The 14,557-nt window shown below is 58.6% G+C and carries 13 protein-coding genes; 3 read left to right on the top strand and 10 right to left on the bottom strand.

Features of this window, described 5'->3' with window-relative positions; all coding sequences use genetic code 11:
* Positions 1-77: 77 nt before the first annotated feature.
* Complete coding sequence (gene hslU, locus HW561_RS08920; RefSeq protein ID WP_176863836.1) at positions 78-1,385, bottom strand: ATP-dependent protease ATPase subunit HslU; 1,308 nt, start codon at positions 1,383-1,385, stop codon at positions 78-80.
* Positions 1,386-1,583: 198 nt separating this feature from the next.
* Between hslU and HW561_RS08915 the strand changes: the two genes are divergently transcribed.
* Together HW561_RS08915 and HW561_RS08910 are read left to right on the top strand one after the other, a co-directional pair.
* Positions 1,584-1,982 (top strand): DM13 domain-containing protein, encoded by a 399-nt coding sequence (locus tag HW561_RS08915; RefSeq protein WP_176863833.1) that lies wholly within the window; start codon positions 1,584-1,586, stop codon positions 1,980-1,982.
* Between the two features lie 114 nt (positions 1,983-2,096).
* Complete coding sequence (locus HW561_RS08910) at positions 2,097-3,338, top strand: MFS transporter (RefSeq protein ID WP_176863831.1); 1,242 nt, start codon at positions 2,097-2,099, stop codon at positions 3,336-3,338.
* 560 nt (positions 3,339-3,898) lie between these two features.
* Here the strand turns inward: HW561_RS08910 and hslV are convergent.
* The gene (hslV, locus tag HW561_RS08905) at positions 3,899-4,456 is read right to left on the bottom strand and encodes an ATP-dependent protease subunit HslV (RefSeq protein WP_176863828.1); all 558 of its coding nucleotides are present in this window, start codon (positions 4,454-4,456) and stop codon (positions 3,899-3,901) included.
* Between the two features lie 197 nt (positions 4,457-4,653).
* On the opposite strand from hslV, the gene HW561_RS08900 reads away from it, so the two are divergent.
* Positions 4,654-4,848, top strand: coding sequence for a DUF1127 domain-containing protein (locus HW561_RS08900; protein ID WP_176863826.1), 195 nt, complete (start codon positions 4,654-4,656; stop codon positions 4,846-4,848).
* A 60-nt stretch (positions 4,849-4,908) separates the two neighbouring features.
* Here the strand turns inward: HW561_RS08900 and HW561_RS08895 are convergent, their stop codons facing one another.
* The 8 genes from HW561_RS08895 to tsaE all read right to left on the bottom strand — a co-directional run bounded on the left by HW561_RS08895 (position 4,909) and on the right by tsaE (position 14,550).
* Positions 4,909-5,271 (bottom strand): Lin0512 family protein, encoded by a 363-nt coding sequence (locus HW561_RS08895; protein ID WP_176863824.1) that lies wholly within the window; start codon positions 5,269-5,271, stop codon positions 4,909-4,911.
* Positions 5,268-5,618 carry a Lin0512 family protein gene (locus tag HW561_RS08890; RefSeq protein ID WP_176863822.1) on the bottom strand — a complete coding sequence of 117 codons (351 nt, stop codon included), beginning with the start codon at positions 5,616-5,618 and terminating at the stop codon, positions 5,268-5,270. Before HW561_RS08890 ends, HW561_RS08895 begins: the two co-directional genes overlap by 4 nt.
* A gap of 123 nt (positions 5,619-5,741) precedes the next feature.
* Positions 5,742-6,062 (bottom strand): thioredoxin, encoded by a 321-nt coding sequence (gene trxA, locus HW561_RS08885; RefSeq protein WP_176863821.1) that lies wholly within the window; start codon positions 6,060-6,062, stop codon positions 5,742-5,744.
* A 60-nt stretch (positions 6,063-6,122) separates the two neighbouring features.
* Complete coding sequence (gene addA / locus HW561_RS08880) at positions 6,123-9,482, bottom strand: double-strand break repair helicase AddA (protein ID WP_176863818.1); 3,360 nt, start codon at positions 9,480-9,482, stop codon at positions 6,123-6,125.
* Positions 9,479-12,403, bottom strand: coding sequence for a double-strand break repair protein AddB (addB, locus tag HW561_RS08875; protein WP_176863816.1), 2,925 nt, complete (start codon positions 12,401-12,403; stop codon positions 9,479-9,481). The genes addA and addB overlap by 4 nt, the downstream gene beginning before the upstream one ends.
* Positions 12,396-13,082, bottom strand: a complete 687-nt coding sequence (locus tag HW561_RS08870) for a nucleotidyltransferase family protein (RefSeq protein ID WP_176863814.1) — start codon at positions 13,080-13,082, stop codon at positions 12,396-12,398. Before HW561_RS08870 ends, addB begins: the two co-directional genes overlap by 8 nt.
* Positions 13,079-14,083, bottom strand: coding sequence for an aminoglycoside phosphotransferase family protein (locus HW561_RS08865; RefSeq protein WP_176863812.1), 1,005 nt, complete (start codon positions 14,081-14,083; stop codon positions 13,079-13,081). The genes HW561_RS08870 and HW561_RS08865 overlap by 4 nt, the downstream gene beginning before the upstream one ends.
* Entirely contained in the window at positions 14,080-14,550 is a 471-nt protein-coding gene (tsaE, locus tag HW561_RS08860) for a tRNA (adenosine(37)-N6)-threonylcarbamoyltransferase complex ATPase subunit type 1 TsaE (RefSeq protein WP_176864453.1), read from the bottom strand. Before tsaE ends, HW561_RS08865 begins: the two co-directional genes overlap by 4 nt.
* Positions 14,551-14,557 lie beyond the last annotated feature (7 nt).

Genomic DNA, 14,557 nt, shown 5'->3' with positions numbered 1-14,557 from the left:
TATCGATTTCTGTCCCGACGTCCAGAGACAAGAGGGTGTCGCTTGTTGAAACAGGCGGCAGAATCCAGCCGGTCAGGTTACAAAACGTAACGGCTCAGATCCGATGATTTGGTCAGTTCGCCCAGATTGTCGCTGACGAATTGCGCATCAACGGTAATCTCAGTTCCGGCCTTGTCCGGAGCGGCAAAGGACAGATCCTCGAATACCCGCTCCATCACCGTATAAAGCCGGCGCGCGCCGATATTCTCGATGCTTTGGTTCACGTCCGCAGCGATACGCGCCAGCGCAGCGATGCCGTCATCCGTAAAGCCGACGGTCACTTCTTCGGTGCCCATCAAGGCGGTGTACTGGCGGGTCAGGGCGTTGTCGGTTTCGGTCAGGATGCGCACGAAATCCTGTTCGGTCAGCGCCCGCAATTCAACCCGGATCGGCAGCCGACCCTGAAGTTCCGGCAGCAGGTCCGAAGGTTTTGCAATATGAAACGCGCCTGACGCGATGAACAGGATATGGTCAGTCTTTACCGGGCCATGCTTGGTGGACACCGTTGTGCCTTCGATCAGGGGCAGCAGATCGCGTTGCACGCCTTCGCGGCTGACATCGGCGCCACGGGCGTCGGACCGGGCGCAGACCTTGTCGATCTCGTCCAGAAACACGATGCCGTTCTGTTCCACCGATTCCAGCGCGGTGCGGTTGACGGTTTCGTCATCCAGCAGTTTGTCGGCCTCTTCCCCGATCAGGGTGTCATAGCTTTCCAAGACGGTCATGCGCCGTTTGACCGTGCGCCCACTGAAGGCTTTGCCAAAAATGTCGCCCAGATTCATCATCCCCATCTGGCTGCCGGGTTGGCCGGGAACATCGAACATCGGCATCGGGTTCGAACTGTCGGCGAGGTCAAGCTCGATCACCGTATCGTCCAATTCTCCGGCTTTGAGTTTCTTGCGAAACATTTCACGCGTCGCGTCGCGGGCATCCTCGCCTGCAATCGCTTCAATCACACGATCCTCGGCGGCTTGATACGCCTTGGCTTTTACATCTTCGCGCATGAATTCGCGGGTTTGCAGGATGGCTGCGTCGGCCAGATCGCGCACGATCTGTTCCACGTCGCGACCGACATAACCGACCTCGGTGAATTTGGTTGCTTCGACCTTGATGAACGGTGCACGGGCCAGTTTTGCCAGACGGCGGCTGATCTCGGTCTTGCCGACGCCGGTGGGCCCGATCATCAGAATGTTCTTCGGATAAACCTCGTCGCGGATGTCATCCGAGAGTTGCTTGCGCCGCCAGCGGTTGCGCAGCGCCACGGCCACCGCACGCTTTGCGTCCTTCTGGCCGATGATGAAGCGGTCCAGTTCCGAGACAATCTCGCGCGGGGTCAGGTCGGTCATGTGTGTTCTATCCGTTTGTTTCGCATCGGAACCTAATCATAAGGCGCAAAAACACAAGCCGATCACAAAAAGATCACGGCAATACACGGAACGCACACGAAAATTCGTGATGATGTGAATCGCTATCTGTTCCGGGCCTGCGTCATAAACGGCGCGACGGGCAACTCTGCCTGCACACATTAAACGGAGAAACACATCATGATGACTCGTCGCTCGCTCTTTCTGACTGCGGCTGCCACGGGTGCGGCACTGACGCTGGCAAGCGCCAGTGTGGCCGTGGCTGGTGGCCACAAGGGACATTTCGAGGGCCGCTCGAATCATGTCACCAGCGGAAGTGTCAAACTGGTCAAGGATGGTGACCGCTACATTATCGAACTGGGCGACGACTTCTCGCTGGATGGTGGCCCGGACCCGCGTGTGGCGCTGGGCAAGGACGGCACTTATGATCCTGACACCAAATTGGGCGCGCTGCTGCACCTGACCGGCAAGCAATCCTATGCTGTGCCGCCCACTCTGGACGTTTCAAAATACAATGAAGTCTATATCTGGTGTGACGTCGCGGGCGTGCCGCTGGGCGTTGCCGCGCTGAACAAATAAGCCGCGCCGGATCGTGAAAGCGGGGGCCGGGCTATCCGGCCCCTGATGCGCCGTTAGGTGACGCAGCACCTGTCTGCTACACTCCTTGGAAAACTTGAACCGGGGACGTGTTTTATGACGAAGATTGCAAAGATCACCCTGTTATTCGTGGTATTCGTGGATCTGATCGGACAGGGGCTGGTCTTTCCCATCATCAACTCGCTCATCATGGAGACGAAATCCGGGTTTCTGCCCGAGAGTACCTCGATGGGCAGCAGGCATTTGTACTACGGTCTGGTGATCGGCTGCTTTTTTCTGTCCTGGTTTCTGGGTGTGGTTTACGTCGCCAAAGTTTCAGATTCGATCGGGCGCAAGAATGCGCTGCTGGTTTGCCTTGCAGGAGCCCTGATGGGTTATGCGCTGACCATTGTGGCGCTGTACCTAAACAGCCTTTTGCTGTTGATCCTTGGCCGGTCCATCACCGGATTTACCGCCGGAAATCAGCCCATCGCCCAGGCGGCCATGATTGATGGCAGTACCGATGCGGCGGATAGGGACCGTAACATGGGCTATATCATCACCGGTGTCAGCTTTGGCCTTGTTGGCGGTCCGATCATTGGAGCAGTTCTGTCGGATGCCGCCCTTTTGGGAAGTGCGGCAACGCTGAAAACGCCGTTCTATGGCGCGTTTGTTCTGGTGTTGATCGCCATCTTCCTGGTGCTGTTCTTTTTCAAGGACACCAGGACCGAGCGCGCGCCGTTTGTCTTTCGCCCCCGTGATATCTCGGATAGCCTGATTGCCGTGCGCGAGCATCCGATGGTTCTGAAGATTCTGCCGGTCTATGCGCTGTTCATGATCGCCAATGTCACGTTCTATGTGTTTGTCGATAATTTTCTGACCAGTGCGTTTGGCTATGGTGTGATTGGCGGTAGTATGGCGATGGTGACCATCGGGTTCGCGCTGGCCTTTTCCAGCACGTTTCTGGTGAAGCCCGCGCAACAGCGGTTCAGCAAGCATTCGATCATCTACGCATCATTGGTCACGATGGTCATCTGCGGGTTTGCATTCGCGTTCAGCCCCAGTGGGGTTCTGAGTTACATCCCGATTTTCCTGTTCTACTTCCTGTTTGGCGTCGCCTACCCGACCCTTCTGGGATTGTTTTCATCCAGTGTCAGCGAAACGGATCAGGGCTGGGTCATGGGCGTCACCACGGCAGTCTTCTGCCTTGCCGGTGGGGTCATGTCCCTGATCGGCGGCGGATTGATGAGCATCGACATCCGGGTGCCCTATTACATCGTGATTGTCGCGGCGATACTGGGGCTGATCGGCATGCATCGGCGCTGGAAATCCAAGGAAATCTCAGCTCTATTGGCTTAGACGGATATTGACCACGATTGAGAGCTGGAAAGATGAAGGTTATCCAATTCCTCAGGATGACGGGTGCGGCACTATTGATTGGGTTGTTGGCCACGGGCCCATTGCCCGCGCAGCAAGAGACGCCGCAGCCGCCGTTTCTGGCTGATTCCTCTGATCTAGGCGGTCACGTCGTCAACAAGCGGGCAGCACACGAAAGTTCGAGTACAGTTTTGGGGCCGAGGAGACCGCCTGGTTCCCAATCCGGCCAATTTATGGGTCGCGCTTTTGATCCGCTTGAGTCTGTCGGCCCAAATCTTGGCGCGCGGTCTGGGCAATTCATGGGTCGCGCTTTTGATCCACTTGAGTCTGCCGGCCCAAATCTTGGCGCGCGATCTGGGCAATTCATGGGTCGCGCTTTTAATCCACTTGGGTCTGTCGGCCCAAACCTTGGCGCACGGTCTGGACAATTCATGGGTCGGCCAGGGTCTTCTCGGCAGATAAACCTGCCGGGTCCCAATCTTGGTGCCCGGTCGGGAAGGATTCTGGGATCAAAATGGCCGCCGAATAGGTAAGCAGCCGGATTAGCCGCCGATCTTCTCAACCGTCAGCTTACCGTTGGTGTAAACGCAGATATCGGCAGCGATGGCCATGGATTCGCGGGCCACGTCCTCGGCCGATTTATTGCTGTCCATCATCGCGCGTGCGGCCGCCAAAGCGAAATTGCCGCCCGACCCGATGGCCGCTACGTTATGCTCGGGCTCCAGCACATCCCCTGCCCCGGTGATCACGAACAGGTCTTTGCCGTCGGTGACGATCAGCATCGCCTCAAGCTTTTGCAGGTACTTGTCGGTGCGCCAGTCCTTGGCCAGCTCGACCGAGGCGCGCGCCAGTTGGCCCGGTGTCGCTTCAAGCTTGGCTTCAAGCCGTTCCAACAGGGTAAAGGCATCGGCGGTTGATCCGGCAAAGCCAGCAACAATCTCGAACCCGCCGGGCGACAGGCGGCGCACCTTGCGCGCGGTGCCTTTTATCACGGTCTGGCCCAGGCTGACCTGCCCATCACCGGCGATGACGATCTCGCCGCCCTTTTTGACGCCAATGATCGTTGTTCCATGCCATCCGGGAAAGTCGTTATCTGCCATCAAAGCCTCCGTTCTCACCGGCGTTATATATGGGCCGGGCATTTGACCGGCGCAACCCGTTCCGGAATTGCCCAAAAGATATGCACAAAATGCAATTCGGGGTTACCGGCATAGCAATTGTGAGTCCGCGATCGCGGGACTACATGGGGCGTACAACCGACAACGGGTCGGCTGTTTCAAACATAAGGACTGCGCAAATGGCAACCACCGCAAACATTCATGCGCCGCTCGGAGCAGCTACCATCCTGCATGTAGTGGACGCAATCATCACCGCCTTCGACAACGTTGTCGAATGGAACGGATCTCGCAAAACCCGCAATATTCTGTCGGGTCTGACAGACGCTCAGCTGGAAGACATCGGGCTGAACCGCAGAGACATCGCAAACATGTGATCCCGTACCCGGATCTTCGAAATCGAACAGCCGCCCGGAGTTCCGAGCGGCTTTTCTTTGTCAGCTCTGTGTGTACTTGCCGGTCTGATCTGGCAGAAATGCCTCGATTGCGGCGGTCGCGACGATATGGCGTGTACCCGCGTCGTCATCGACAACATCCAGCCCGCCTTTGACCGCGCAAACCTCGGCCCTGCCCCTTGGCAGATCGGCAGCGACCAGATCGCAGTCCACGTTTTCCGGGTGCTGGACGCCGATGGTCACCTGCACACGCATTTCGGTGTGATCGATACCCAGCTTGGAAAACAAAGTGATCGAAGAATGGTGCAGCGCGTCTTGCACGGCGCGACGTGCCGCCTTGGTATAGTCTTGGCCGTACAGATCGTTCCCGGTGCCCATTTCCAGAATGATGCGTTTTTCACTCATTGCGCGGGCTCCATATCGAACGAGACGACGAGGGCTGCATTGGCAATCACCGTGTGCCCCCCGCCGTGCGGCTTTTCAATGTCCAAGCCACCTTGGATGACGGTAATGCTGGGCTGGCCATAGGGAAAAATGGTCTTGAGTGTCTCGACATCAACCTGATCCGGTTGCTGCACGCCAATTTCAGCATCGATAATCATCGCCTCTTTCGGAAACCCGAACAGCTCGGCCATGTTGACCGAATTATGCCACAGCGCATCCTTGATCGCGCGCAGGGATGCCTCGGTATAGTCCATACGCCGCAGCGACGTGCCCATTCCGAATTCCACAAGAACTCTTGTCTTCGCCATAGCTGCTCCTATTTGCGGGGGCTACGTTGAGGCCGACATAAAGCCAGACCGCAGGATATGCCCAAGATCAAACAAAAAAGGCGCCCATGTCAGGACGCCTTTGGATTTACCGTTCAAACCGGATCAGATCGATTCGTCGATCCAGCTTTGCAGGGCCGCCTTGGGGGCCGCGCCCGCGCGGTTCGAAACCACCTGACCATCCTTGAAGATGAACAGCGCCGGGATACCGCGAACGCCCATGGCTGCGGCTGCGTTCGGGTTGCTGTCTACATCGACTTTGGCGATTTTGATCTTGCCGCCGTATTCAGAGGCCAGTTCTTCCAATGCGGGACCGATCTGCTTGCAGGGTCCGCACCACTCGGCCCAGAAATCCACCACAACGGGGATGTCCGAGTTCTTGACTTCGGCGTCAAAGGTTTCGTCGGTGACGGCTACGGTCGACATATTATGTCTCCTGAATGGGATGCGCTTGGAGAGTGAACGTAGGTGTCGCTGTGGGCGAGGTCAAGATATCTGGGTGCGTGCCAGTGCATCCGTCACAAGATCGTGTGGCAGCCACATCAACTCGGCCTTTCGCGTCCACAGGATTGCAGTCCGGATGTTTTTGTCCGGATAAATCTGTGCCAGAGCCTGTGCATATGCCCCCATCTGTCGCAACAAACCCTCGGGGTATGATTCCACCCGGTCCGGGACTGTCGCATTTGATTTGAAATCAACCACATGCACCTCGGACTCCGTCACGATCAACCTGTCGATAATCCCGTGCATGCGCCGCCCGTTTAGCTTTGCTGAAACGGGGACTTCGGCTAAGGAATCCGGGGCAAAGACCGGCCTCAAATGATCGGCTGTCAGAACGCGGGTTGCCTCGGTCAACAGCTCCAGTCGTTCGGCCTCTTGCATATCGGGAAGAACCCGGGCGCAAAGCTGCGACCAAGTGTCCGGCGTTGATCCGGGCAGATGCTCCAGTAACAGGTGCAGTCGCGTTCCGCGCAGTTTGGCCGCCTCTTCGTCTTGTCCGGTGTCCCCCGGCAAGGCCTTGGCCCCGCCCAAATCCGAGGGGCTGAGTGTTTCGACCGGATCTATCGGATTTTCCGCCGGTTCGAGAAAAACTTTGGGCAAATCGGCAATTGGGCTTGGCGTTTCAGAATAATCCACGACCGGCAGTGCGTCCCATTCCCCGTGTGCCAGCCTGCGAATGTCAGAGCCGGGCAATTGGATTGCGCCAGCCCGCTCCATCGTGGCCTCGACCATCTGATACCAACTGGTTCCGTCTTTCCCCACATCACCGGCTGCGGCGACGATTAGCCACTTTTCTGCCCGTGTTAGAGCCACATACAGTAATCTCAGCCGCTCATTCTCTTCCCGGCTGCGCGCCTCATCCCGCGCCCGCGATACCAACCCGGGAGAAACATCGGCAGAGACCTTCCACAACGGCGTGCCGTCGGCGACCATGATCTCGGCATCCCGTGGTGGTGGTCGTTTTCCGGTATCGGGCAGGATCACGATAGGTGATTCAAGCCCCTTGGACCCATGCACAGTCATCACCCGGATCATGTTCCCAACGCCGCTCATCTGGCGCTTGATTTCCAGATCGTCGGTCTGCATCCAGACCAGAAACCCGGTCAGGCTGGGAATATCTGTGCGTTCATAGGCCAATGCCTGAGACAGCAAGGCGTTGATTCCGTCCTCAGCCTCGGCCCCGAGACGGCCCAGCAGTTTACGCCGTCCATCATGGCGCGTCAGGATGCGCTCGATCAGGTCATAGGGGCGCAGAAAATCAATCTGACCGCGCAAATCGTTGAGCACAGCCAGTGTTTCCGGGAACCCATCTGCGCGCTTGCGCAAGGCCGCCCACAGGAAGGTTTCCGCCCGGCGGTGCGCCAGATCGAATAGCTGTTGTTCCGACCATCCGAACAGGGGTGATTTCAGGACAGTGGCCAGCGACAGGCTGTCTTCGGGCGTCGCGAGAAAACTCAGCAGCGCAGCGAGGTCTTTGACAGCCAGTTCGGCCCCCACCTTAAGACGGTCCGCACCCGCGATGGGCAAACCCTCTGCTTTGCAGGCCCGGATGATTTCCGCGAACAGATCCGAGCGGCGTTGGACGAGGATCAGGAAGTCGCCGGGCCGCACCTTGCGTCGCACGAAGGTGCCGGATGCCTCGCCATCTTCCGGAACCGTCTCGCCGCGCTTGATCATGTCTTTGATCGACTGCGCCACCTGTTCGGCCAGAATCACGGTGTGGTGGCGGGCACCGGGTCTGTCTACGGGGTCGGTCCAGTCGCCATCTTCGGCGTCTTCGACCTTTTCCACGACGGGCCACAGGTCCACCCTGCCCGGCAAATCGGCCTTGAAGGCGCGGTGCTGTGCTTCTTTGTGAAACCCGGCATCCGCACGGTTTTCAAACAGAATATCAACCAGAGACAGGATCGCGCTTGAGGATCGGAACGAGTATTCAAGCGTCGAATCCCACAGTTTAGAGCCTGATTCCGCCAGTTTTTGTCCGAACTCAGCCTGCATCCGATCAAAGGCCTGCGGGTCGGCGCCCTGAAAGGAATAGATCGACTGTTTTTTGTCGCCGACTACAAAGATCGTACGCTCGACGCCAGACCGAGCCCCCTCGCCGCTGGTGAATTCCTGCGCCAGCTTTTCAACAACGTCCCATTGATCCGGGCTGGTGTCCTGCGCCTCATCGACCAGAATATGATCGATGCCGCCATCCAGGCGGTACAGTACCCATTCGGCAACCGCAGGATCGTTTAGAACTTGTCGCGCCCGCAGGATCAGATCGTCGAAATCCAACCAGCCGCGCAGCTGTTTGCGCCGCTCATATTCCGGCAGGAAGGCGGCTGCGAAACGGTGCAGGACAAGGGTTTTTTGTGCAGCGACCAGCGCTAGCCGCCTTTCACGCGCCGCCTCAACCCGCAGCATAAAGGCTTCAAGCTGCGGCATCTGATCTGCCAGCGCCGCTTCGCGCAGGACTTTGGTGGGAAAGCTGTTGATCTTTGCGGTGAACGGCTCTTTCGCCGATTTCCCGGTTAGCAGGACATTCTCGAGCAAAGGCAGATGGTCCAGCCCAGCCGCGGTAAACCGGGTAAGCTTTGCAGCGGCCTTGGCGTTGTTGCCGCCGCTTTCGGTCAAGGCCGGCAGCATGGATTGAACAAGTTCGACTTCGCCACCCAGAAAGACCTGGCTTCGCAAGGCGTCCTGATCAAACCCATCAGGCAGGCCGAACCGGTGCAAAAGATCAGCCCACTGCAGGGGCTGCAAAAACAAGCTCCGCTTTTGCGTTACTGCCGCCGTCAATTTGTCAAAACCCGTATCGGTGACAAATCTGGTGACATCCTCGATCAATCCAGCCTGAGCACCGTCGGCAAAATCCTCGATGATTTCCTCGCGCAACAGGGCCGCCGCGCGATCTTCCATTTCGGCAAATTGTGGGCTGACACCCGCCTCTAGCGGGAAGCGGCGCAACAGCGAGGCGCAGAACGAGTGGATCGTCTGGATTTTCAACCCGCCCGGCGTTTCGATGGCGCGGGCAAACAATGTACGCGCCTGCGCAAGCCGCGATGTGTCAATCTCGCCCAACACGCCCAGTTCGGTGAGTTGGGTTAAAAGATTGCCATCACCCAGCATTGCCCACTCACCAAGGCGCTTGAACAACCTGTTCTGCATCTCGCTTGCGGCGGCCTTGGTGTAAGTCAGGCACAGGATGTGCTGTGGTTGCACGCCGCCCAACAACAAGCGCGCCACGCGGTCGGTCAATACCCGTGTTTTACCTGACCCGGCATTGGCCGCCAGCCAGGTTGAGGCGTCGGGGCGTGCGGCCTGCACCTGCCGTTCGGTGGCGTCATTGCGCGGGCTCATGTGAGATCCTCGGGAAGGGTTTCTGCGGTGCGATCCCATTCCCCAAATCGCGCCAGATGATCGTAATCGCTGAAATCGGTATCCTTGTGCAACATGCGGCGGGATGAAAAGCCTTGATCAGGCTCTAAATAAGAGGAAATCAGCTCTTTTAGCTCGGCGAGAACTTTGTCCGTAGGCTCTTTGACCAGCGGCGCAGCAACCTCTTTGTAGGTCCCGCCCATGCCGATAAAGACAGCCTCGGCCACCGTCATGGGATCGAGCCCGTCAATACCACCCTGCTCGGCGATTGCGGCTTCGATCAGCAGCTGTTTGTCGAATTTGGCCTGCTGGCTTTCCGTAGGCGGCGCACCAGTCTTGTAGTCGATGATGCGGAGCGATCCCCAGCTGTTCCGATCGATCCGGTCGGCGCGTCCTGCGATTGTAAAATCCAACGGGGTCAGTACCAGTTTCATTGCGGCCTCAAAGGCCACGGGACCACCGTCGCCACGCCGTGTGATTTCGGCGTTCAGAAAATCATCCGCGATCCGTTCCAAGCGCGCCAGCCATAGTTTGCGCGCAGTGGGCCAAGCGACATGATCCTCCAGCAAGCTGTGGGCGCGTTTCAGGAAATTCTCGCGGGTCAGCAAGGCGCTGTCCAGCACGCTATCCTTGATGAAATGTTCGAGAATCTCGTGAATGACGATCCCGCGTAGCAAAGCATCCGGTGCCTGCACCATCGGGTCGAGGGGCTTCAGTCGCAGCACATGTTTGGCGTAGATGGCATAGGGGTCCCGGATCAGCCGCTTGATTTCAGTAACTGTCAAACGACGTGGACGGGCCGCAACTGGTGGTCGCGGTGAGGGTCGATGTGCGGGCTCTAACCGGGGGGCATGCTCAAGGGTTTCCGACCAGCTCAGCCATTGCTGGCCACGGGCGCGCATATCGGACAGTGCATCGCGGCCACCCTGCCCCGGCAACCCATGCAGCAGGTTCGTCAGGCGGTTCAACCAGCGTGAAGGCACGGTTTCGGCATCGTCCGAGCGGGTCGCACGGGTCAGCCACACTTCGGGCGCACCGATGGCTTGCTGAAAGTCATGTGCGGACAGTCCGATCCGGCGTTCGGGCAGCAAAAGACCAGCATTGTCCCGCATTCGGCGGTTCAGCCACGGATCTGGCGTGGGCGCTTCGGGCCAGCTGCCTTCGTTCAGCCCGCCGAGGATCAGCAGATCAGCCCCTTGAACGCGGGCCTCTAGCGTGCCCCAGATCATGATATGAGGATGCGGTGCGTCCCGATCCCGAACCTCTTCACCTGCCAACAGCGCACCCAGAAGGTCCGCAAAATCATGCGCAGTCATTGGCCCACCATGCAGTGCTTCGTCCTGTAAAGACGCCAGAACGGCCTGCGCCTTTTGACCTGCGTTCTTGTCCCAGAGCGTTCCGGCCTCATCAGAGCCACCGGCAGAAAGCGCCTCGGACAGATGGCGCAAACGCTCCACCCATTCGGTCAGCGGTCGTTCACCGGTGATCTGTTGGTCGCAAAAATGGGTGATCACCCAGTTGACCCAAGCCTCGGGCACATCTTTGCGGATGGCAAAAGCGGTCAGAGTGTCTTGGTCAGGGAACGGAGGCCCATGGCGGCGCAGATCCAGTTCCAGATCGCGGGTATGAAGCAAATGCTCACCGCGTTCGCCACCATCATGACACAGCGGATGCTTGAGCAGCGTCAATAGCGCCTCACCATCCAGACGGCGCGCGAATAGCGCAGCGACATGACGCAGAAAGCGACCCGGAAGAGACAGCTGCAGCGGCAGGCCGGCACTATCGTCTGGCATTATGTTCCAGCGATCCAGCGCGGCACTGACCTGCCGTGTCAACATCCGGTCAGGCGTGATCAGGGCAGCGGTCTGGCCTGTTTCAGCAGCTTGCCGCAAACGCAGCGCAATGGCCAACGCTTCGGCACGGGGCGATTGCGCCTCGACCAGCGTCAGATCTTTGGTGGCGTCCCCCAGATCGGTAAGGAGCGGGCCTTCGGTCATCCATGCGTCGGTTATTGGGGCTGGACGCAAGGCCAATGAAACCAAACGGTTACGCGCAGGGGAAGGGGCCTGATCATCGGTCCATGGCACGATTTGATCTGGCGAGAGGTCCAGTTCTCGCATCAACTTGCGGAACCGGTATTGCGGATGATCCTCAGACGTCAGGGCATCATCCAGCCCGTTCCAGACATCATCGGGCTGATCAAAATCGTAACCCGGCAACACCAGTGCCCCTTGCGGCAGCTGCGCGACCGCCCGCATCAACATTAGTGTGGTGCCGCGCGAGCCGGTCGATCCGGCGAGAATAACGGGATGTTGCGGCGGAGCGACTTGCCAGCGGGTAATCAGGTTTTCTACTACGCGCCTTTGCCGAGCCTGCGCATCCATGGCCTCGGCGCCCGAGTCGGTAAAGTGATCCGCGATCCCTATGAAGGCCTGCGCGCGCGCCCAATGGCCGGACATGTCGCTGACATCCAACTGTCGGATCGCATCGGGTGAGACACCTTCACCCTGCATCTCGTCAATCAGGGCGGCGAGACTGTCAGACAGGTCGAACAACGATGACCGCGCGGCCAGGTCTGGCTGTTGTTCCAGCAGCTTGGAAATCAGCTGTGTCAGCTCCAACCGACGACGCAAGGATGGAATGGCCGGAGGTATCTGCGCCAGATCGACGCTTTCCGCCAGATCGGTTACCAGAGACAGTCGCGGCAGCAGACAGGGTGGGCCCTGATCGAACAGGTGCCGTACACGTCTGGCCATCCGTCGGGTGTTGACCACCAACTGTACGCGCGCCAACGCTTCGGGTGGGCCCGAGCTGCGCCGTCGCAGACCGTCCACCAATGCCTTTGGAAAATCTGTGCCGGGTGGAACAGCAAAGACGCGGGGCAGGGTTCCAGGGTCAAACATCCGCCAGCAGAGCCTCGGCCAGTGCGATCCCTTCGGGTCGCCCGACATCGCACCAGCGCCCGGGATATTCCAGAGCGAACAGGCGACGCTGATCGTGCATCCGGTTCCACAGTAGGTTCAGCGAAAATGCCTTTTGCGGGAACTCCTGCAGCCCATCGGTTTTAAGAATCTGAACCCCCCCGTACACAAGCCCGGGTCCTCGCGTGATCCGCCCGTCGTCATCAGCAGTGAAATCACCCGGGCCAGCATGGCCGATTGTCTGGCCAATTGGGACACACATCAATAGCGCATCCATTCGCTGTGGATCCCAACTGTTTTGCAACAGCGTCAGCGGGTTGGGGCCCGCCCAGATCGCATCGGCATTCATTGTGAAAACCGGATCTGTGTCCAATAAGGGTAGGGCGGCGCGCAGCCCTCCGCCGGTTTCAAGGATCTCCGGCTTTTCCATAGAGAGCAGGACGCCCTTAGGTACCAGATGCGATTCAAGCTGATCGGCATGATAGTGCAGATTTGCGACAACACGCCGGGGGCTTAGATCGTTCACATGTTGCAGCGCGTGGTCAATCAAGGGTTTGCCAGCGACTTTGATCAGAGGTTTGGGCTGGTTTTTGGTTAGAGGTCCCATTCGGGTGCCAAACCCTGCCGCAAACAACATGATGGCTTGGGGTGGCTGGGTCATGAGGCCCCCAATTTCGCAAGGTTTTCAGGCGTTGGCTTCGGTAGCGCTTCGCGCAGCACATCAGCCACAGAAACCAAAGCGGGATGTTCCAGATCGCGCATCAGATGCGCCCAGGTGACAGGGATCAGGTCGACGTAATGTGGCTTGCCATACTCGGTTGCCAGCCGCGCAAAAACGCCAAGGATGCGCAGGTTTCGTTGTGCGCCCAGAACGCTATAGGCGGTTCGGAAATCGTGATCATCCATGCCCGAGGCGGCGATATAGCGGTTGATCATCCGCATCTCGATCCCCGCCGGGACCGAGCGGCGTACATCCTGTAGCAGCGAAACCAGATCATAGGCCGGATGGCCCAACATCGCGCTTTGGAAATCGAGCAATCCGACGCGCTGAACGCCTTGTCGGTCGGGTAGCCAGATAAGGTTTTCGGCGTGGTAATCCCTTTGAATCACCACCTTTGTGCCAGATGTCTCGCGGTGCAGAATGTCAGAGAAGCGGCTCTCAAAACGACCCAATGCATCCGTGTCGTGATGCCCAAGAATGCCATGCGCGTATTTGGTAAGAGACAGCGCGGCCAGTTCGGTCATCAACGCTGGATCGTACGACGATAACGACAAAGACGGGGCGTCGTGCAGATGGATCAGCACATCGGTTGCGGCCTCGTACAGCTGACGTTCTTGCGATGGATCGCGCTTTAGAACGCGGGAAAAAAGATCGTCGCCCAGATCTTCGAGCAGCAAAAACCCGTATTGCGCATCTTCGGCGTAAATCTCGGGCGCGCTCAGGCCGACCTCGCGCAGATATTCCGAAATGCGCACAAACGGCTCTACATCTTCGCCTTTCTCGGGCGGCGCGTCCATCAAAACGGCAGTACGGCCGCTGATTGGGTCGGTCAGGCGCTCATAGCGGCGGTTCGAGGCATCCCCGGCCAAAGGCGCACGGGTGGCGCCGGCCCAGGGCGTTTGTGCAATAAGGGCCTCGGCCAGCACTGTCCGGTTGGTCATGCAGCGTTCTCCAGTTTCGGTGCCCATTTGGGGTCTGACCAGGATAGAGTCAGACGGCGGGCGTCCATCTCATCCGGGTCGGTTTGAAAGTTCAAAGTCAATGCTGTGGCCGGGGTCAGTGGACCAAGCTTGTCGGGCCATTCCACAAGGCACATGGCGGTGTCAAACGCATCGATCAGGCCCAGCTCTTCGATCTCTTCCACGGCGCTGAGGCGGTACAGGTCGCAATGCCAGATTTCGCCCGCATGCGTGTCATAGGCCTGCACCAGTGTAAAGGTGGGCGAGGGGACATCTTCGGGTGCCGCCATCAGCGACTGGATCAGGCTGCGTGCGAAATGCGTTTTTCCGCTGCCGATTGCGCCTTCAAGTAACAGTACGTCGCCGGGGCCGATGCTGGCGCCAAGGCGGATCGCAAAACCTGCGGTTTCTTCAGGTGAATTCAGGGTGATCGACAGGGGCTGCATCATCATGGCG

It is taken from the genome of Ruegeria haliotis (genome assembly GCF_013377785.1).
GTDB lineage: Bacteria > Pseudomonadota > Alphaproteobacteria > Rhodobacterales > Rhodobacteraceae > Ruegeria > Ruegeria haliotis.
Note: the sequence above shows the minus strand (reverse complement) of the source record. Positions and strands in the feature narration are given on the sequence as shown.

Excerpts from the sequence above, each read along its gene's own strand:
- HW561_RS08915 (WP_176863833.1), top strand. The coding sequence starts at position 1,584 with ATGATGACTCGTCGCTCGCTCTTTCTGACTGCGGCTGCCACGGGTGCG.
- HW561_RS08895 (WP_176863824.1), bottom strand. The coding sequence starts at position 5,271 with ATGAGTGAAAAACGCATCATTCTGGAAATGGGCACCGGGAACGATCTG.
- hslV (WP_176863828.1), bottom strand. The coding sequence starts at position 4,456 with ATGGCAGATAACGACTTTCCCGGATGGCATGGAACAACGATCATTGGC.
- tsaE (WP_176864453.1), bottom strand. The coding sequence starts at position 14,550 with ATGATGCAGCCCCTGTCGATCACCCTGAATTCACCTGAAGAAACCGCA.
- hslU (WP_176863836.1), bottom strand. The coding sequence starts at position 1,385 with ATGACCGACCTGACCCCGCGCGAGATTGTCTCGGAACTGGACCGCTTC.
- addB (WP_176863816.1), bottom strand. The coding sequence starts at position 12,403 with ATGTTTGACCCTGGAACCCTGCCCCGCGTCTTTGCTGTTCCACCCGGC.
- HW561_RS08870 (WP_176863814.1), bottom strand. The coding sequence starts at position 13,082 with ATGACCCAGCCACCCCAAGCCATCATGTTGTTTGCGGCAGGGTTTGGC.
- HW561_RS08890 (WP_176863822.1), bottom strand. The coding sequence starts at position 5,618 with ATGGCGAAGACAAGAGTTCTTGTGGAATTCGGAATGGGCACGTCGCTG.
- trxA (WP_176863821.1), bottom strand. The coding sequence starts at position 6,062 with ATGTCGACCGTAGCCGTCACCGACGAAACCTTTGACGCCGAAGTCAAG.
- HW561_RS08865 (WP_176863812.1), bottom strand. The coding sequence starts at position 14,083 with ATGACCAACCGGACAGTGCTGGCCGAGGCCCTTATTGCACAAACGCCC.
- HW561_RS08900 (WP_176863826.1), top strand. The coding sequence starts at position 4,654 with ATGGCAACCACCGCAAACATTCATGCGCCGCTCGGAGCAGCTACCATC.
- HW561_RS08910 (WP_176863831.1), top strand. The coding sequence starts at position 2,097 with ATGACGAAGATTGCAAAGATCACCCTGTTATTCGTGGTATTCGTGGAT.
- addA (WP_176863818.1), bottom strand. The coding sequence starts at position 9,482 with ATGAGCCCGCGCAATGACGCCACCGAACGGCAGGTGCAGGCCGCACGC.